The organism is Moorena sp. SIO2C4 (assembly GCF_010672485.1).
Classification (GTDB): Bacteria; Cyanobacteriota; Cyanobacteriia; order Cyanobacteriales; family Coleofasciculaceae; genus Moorena; species Moorena producens.
This window is the reverse complement of record NZ_JAAHGN010000590.1, coordinates 1-4662: the sequence shown is the minus strand read 5'-3', so window position 1 is coordinate 4662 and position 4662 is coordinate 1. Positions and strand designations below refer to the sequence as shown.

Here is a 4662-nt window from a genome sequence, read left to right as displayed (position 1 = left end):
TCTTGTCTCTTGCCATAGTAGAATAGCAACATCTCCTGGAAAACCCTACCGATAATAAAATAGTGATACCAAAATCCTGATGCCCGGCAGTATTCCCTACCACTGTAACGGTAAGCAAACCGTAAATATACTTCCTTTGTTTAACTGCGATCGCACTTTCACACTCCCCCCCATCCCCTCGACCAAAGTCTTGACAATGGATAGACCCAAACCCGCGCCACCGGTAGAACGAGTTCTAGTTTCATCGACCCGATAGAAGCGGTCAAAAATACGGGCTTGTTGTTTTAAAGGAATACCAATACCACGATCACAGACCTCAATTCTGCCACGGCCATCCACCTGAGTTAACTTAACAGTGACTGGTTTATCGACACTAGAGTATTTTACGGCATTATCAATCAAATTCAGTAGGACTTGTTTGAGGCGATTGATATCACCTTTGACCCAAATTCCAGGTTTAATACACTCAACCTTAATAACTCGCTTAGTATATTGTCTTGCCATCTCAGCCACCTCTTCGACCAACTCATCTAGGACAAAGGATTCTAGATTGAAGTGTATATGACCACTATCCGCTCGTGCCAAATCCAGTAAATCCTGCAACATTTGCACAGTGCGGTCAGCTTCTGAAGAAGCAATTTCTAGGGCTTCGCGCTGAGGTGGACTCAAATTAGCACCGCGACGTAAGGTACTTTGGACGTAGCCAGAGACTAAGGTTAAAGGAGTGCGCAATTCATGGGATACATTGCTAACAAATTGCCGTTGATTTTCTAAGGCTTCATTCAGACGCACTAGCATTTCGTCAAAGGTTTGTGCCAATTCTCTGACTTCAGTGGGAGCATTATCGAGCTGTATTTGCACATCCCCCAAATCATCAGCAGAAATACTCTCAGTTAGCTGACTCATCAACTGTAGTGGTTGGAGCGATCGCTTAATATAGAATGCGATCGCAATACACATCCCTCCAATAGCCAGTGCTGTAGCAATCCCCAGACTCCGGATCAGCTGCAAAAACATCTGTTGATCACTAGTAATGTCTTGGGCAATGTAAAACTTACCGAGATTGGCTTGCTTAACTTCCAAAGTAGTGCCGCAAACCACCCAGTAACTTCCATTTACTTCCAAGACTTCTGGCATGGGCGGTATCCGTGACAAATACTTTGGAGAAGTCAGAGTGTCCATAACCTCTAGGGCTTCAGATTGAGCAACAATACCATTGTTGGGATGCTTTACCCAGAGTAGGGTGTTACTATTGCTGAGTTTATCAATTGCCTTTTGCATCCCGGTTTCCGGGGTAACCATATCGCTATAGATTTCCACATCCTGGGGGAAGCGCTCTGCAATATAACTAATACTCTGTTTGTGAGTGGAAACCAGAATATGCTGCATTTTCCAGCTGGTCCAAATTGCCAAACTGCCCATACCTAAGGCTGAAACAGCGGCAATTCCTAAGGTTAGTCTTACCCGTAGGGAACGTAAATCAAGCTTTAGGTAGGAGTTATTCAAGAATTTTTCCAGCAAACGGCTGGGGAACTTCATCAGTCTTTGTAGGAATATTTATATTAATATTACTGATTATCAGTTTGACAGAACAATCTGAGAAATTACTGATAGACTAGTTAGAATCAGATAACTAATATCTTGTTCGGGACCATGGGGATTGTCAAGCTAGGGGAATTGGGAATTGGGAATTGGGAATTGGTAACTATAATTACTATTTATCCATAACTACTGGACTAGAAACACTACCGATAAGGGTACATCTCATATTTGTCAAAAAGAAGGGGAGTGTGGGGAGTGTGGGAAGTGTGGGAATTTTATTATAATAATTTTTTCCTAATTTCATCCATTGAGATGCACCCAGCCTAAGGTTAGTAACAGTCTAAGCTATCAGCTAATGGGCTACTTGAGGTGTTACTTGAGGTGCTAATGGGCGACAGATGGTGCTACAGATGGTGCTATTAGCTTATGGCCGCTTGGGCAAGCTACGACAAAAGGTTTTGAATAAAACAAGCAACCATTCGTTTAATCTGAGTTCAATCTGCTGTTCGCGCAGCGTGAGCCTTTAGCTCACGGCTGACAGCTGACTGCTGAATGCTTATATTTCATTTGATGAACATAGCGCAATTATGTGTATCGGTAATCAGTAAAATAACGTATATTTATACTATCTACCAATCGTAATTCATTTGTGAACAATAACAAGTGGTGAGAGGCTTACCTATCACCCGATAACTCTATTACCCTATCACCTGATCTAAGCTTGGGTATATTAGACCTCTTGCCAAAGTCCAAAAGTAGTCTCCATAATCCTTCCGAGATCAGATATCCGAAGTTTTCTACTTCTGTAAGAAGTCTAGTTTCTAGTTTTATCAATATCCCGTTCTAGTCATTAGCGACCATTTAATTATGAAACGTTTTGGAAATTTAGTGCTAATTTTGTCAGGAATCCTAATGGCGGGTGAAGCCTCAACTGCCTTAGCTGAGTCTCCTAAAATCGGGGAATCGGAACCAATCCAACACAGTAGTGAACCTCTAACTGTCTCACATTTAGGGGCTACTGAGGTTTCTGACATGTCAGAGGATACTGAAGTCCTTAGGTCAGAGGATATATCTGAGACTGAAGCACCGACTACCGATGCCCCTACCGAAACTTCGGATACTGGTATACCTATACCTATAAATCCTATAGATATAGAAGTGCCATTACCGGATAATTCCACTGAAGACACCGAGCAGCCAGATATCTTAGTGGATAGGGAACTTCCAGAAACAGACACTTCTACGACAACTGTACCTACAATAGACTCAGATACCAAAGATACAGAAGCTTTGGATACAGAAGCTTTGGATACAGAAGCTTTGGATACAGAGGCTTTGGATACAGAGGCTTTGGATACAGAAACTTTCGATACAGAAACTTCGGATACAGAGGTAGAGAAAGAAGAAAGCACAACTGCTGAAGACGCTGAAGAAAAAGACCTGGAAGCAGAAGCTGAAGAACTTAGCCCAGAAGAACTGGCAAAACAGCAGAAACTTATTGAAGCCGATAGACTTTATCTAAGTGGAGATATAATTGCTGCTGAACAGTTATATCGTGAAGCAAAGAATCCTTTTGATACTCCAGAACCAGTTCAAGAACTACCGGAGGCAATTTACGACACCGCTCAACTCTCTCCTGCTGGGGGAGTGTATTGGCGTAACTATGAGTCAGGGTTAGAAAAGAATTTAGAAAGTAAAATTCTGATTCCCCTCAAGTTTTTAGTAGAGCAGCAACCAGAATTTATTCCCGGTCATATACGCTACGCTCAAGCTCTAAAAGATTATGAGCGGCTTGATGAAGGCTTATTAGTTTTAAAGCAAGCTAAAAATCTATATCCCCATGAGCCGGAATTAATCAAGGTAACCATGGCAATGCTAGCAGAATCAGAAAATTGGTTTGAAGCATCTCTGGTAGCTCGTGAATTTGCCCTGTTTAATACTGAGCATCCTCAATCGGAAGAGTTTCTCCAGCTCGCTGATCAACATCTAGACCGCCACATTTCCCATCTCCGGAATGAAATGACCGGTAATACAATAATGAATGTGATTACTGGAACATTAGGTTATGTTTTTACTGGCAATCTTTTTGGTCCGCTATCGGCAATAGAGTCAACTGTATTAATGCTCCAGGGAGAATCAGGGATTGGGAAAAGAATTGCTAAGCAAGCACAAAAGCAATTACCGATGCTAGAAGACGAAGAAGTGTTGGAGTATGTGCGCGAGATAGGCAATAAACTTACCAAGGTAACAGGTCGCGATGAGTTTAACTACGAGTTTTATGTAGTCATGGATGACCAACTCAATGCTTTTGCTCTACCAGGAGGTAAAATATTTATCAACGCTGGGGCTATCCTAAAAACCAAGTCCGAAGCAGAATTAGCTGGTTTACTGGCTCACGAACTATCCCATGCTGTCTTATCCCACGGTTTCCAGTTAGTCACTCAAGGTAACTTGACCGCTAACATTGCCCAATTTATTCCCTATGGTGGCACTGCTGCTAATTTAATTGTACTTAACTACAGCCGAAATATGGAACGTCAGGCTGATGATTTAGGAAATAAAATTCTTACTGCTAGTGGCTATGCAGCAGATGGATTGCGCAATTTGATGATTACCCTCCATGATCAAGGTGGACCAAAACCATTATTTCCTTGGCTTTCAACCCACCCAGAAACTAAAGAACGGATTAATAATTTAGAAGCTATAATCGACAGTAATGGTTATAACCGTTATACTTATGAAGGTGTAGAAAAGCACCTAGAGATTCAGAAGCGAGTTGCTCAACTCCTGAAAGAGTATGAGGAAAAACAGAAGGAAGAAGAGGAGGGCAAACAGGAGGAAAAACAAGAAGATGAGCAGCAGCAAACACAGGATAAAGAACAGGAGCTAAAACCAGAAAATGAGCAGGAGCAACAACAGTAGGAGTAATATTGTAAGTATTCAGCTAATGCGCTACGCGCACGCTACGCGAACAGGGATCAGCGGTCAGCGGTCAGCTTTGTGGCACAGGCTTCCAGCCTGTGACTTCACTGAGATTAAACCAATGCTTACGTTTTATTCAATAGCTGATAGCTGATAGCTAAATACTTACGATTACATTGCTTCGAGTTCCTTACCTTA

General features: G+C 42.1%; 3 protein-coding genes. 2 read left to right on the top strand and 1 reads right to left on the bottom strand.

The genetic code is table 11. From position 1 onward, the window contains the following. Positions 1-96: 96 nt before the first annotated feature. Complete coding sequence (locus F6K20_RS25125; protein ID WP_008188281.1) at positions 97-1539, bottom strand: sensor histidine kinase; 1443 nt, start codon at positions 1537-1539, stop codon at positions 97-99. 870 nt (positions 1540-2409) lie between these two features. Here F6K20_RS25125 and F6K20_RS25120 point away from each other — a divergent pair. Together F6K20_RS25120 and F6K20_RS25115 are read left to right on the top strand one after the other, a co-directional pair. Next, on the top strand, positions 2410-4464 hold the full coding sequence (locus F6K20_RS25120; protein WP_008188282.1) for a M48 family metalloprotease: 2055 nt from the start codon (positions 2410-2412) through the stop codon (positions 4462-4464). Between the two features lie 25 nt (positions 4465-4489). Then, the gene (locus F6K20_RS25115; protein ID WP_287265129.1) at positions 4490-4618 is read left to right on the top strand and encodes a hypothetical protein; all 129 of its coding nucleotides are present in this window, start codon (positions 4490-4492) and stop codon (positions 4616-4618) included. Positions 4619-4662 lie beyond the last annotated feature (44 nt).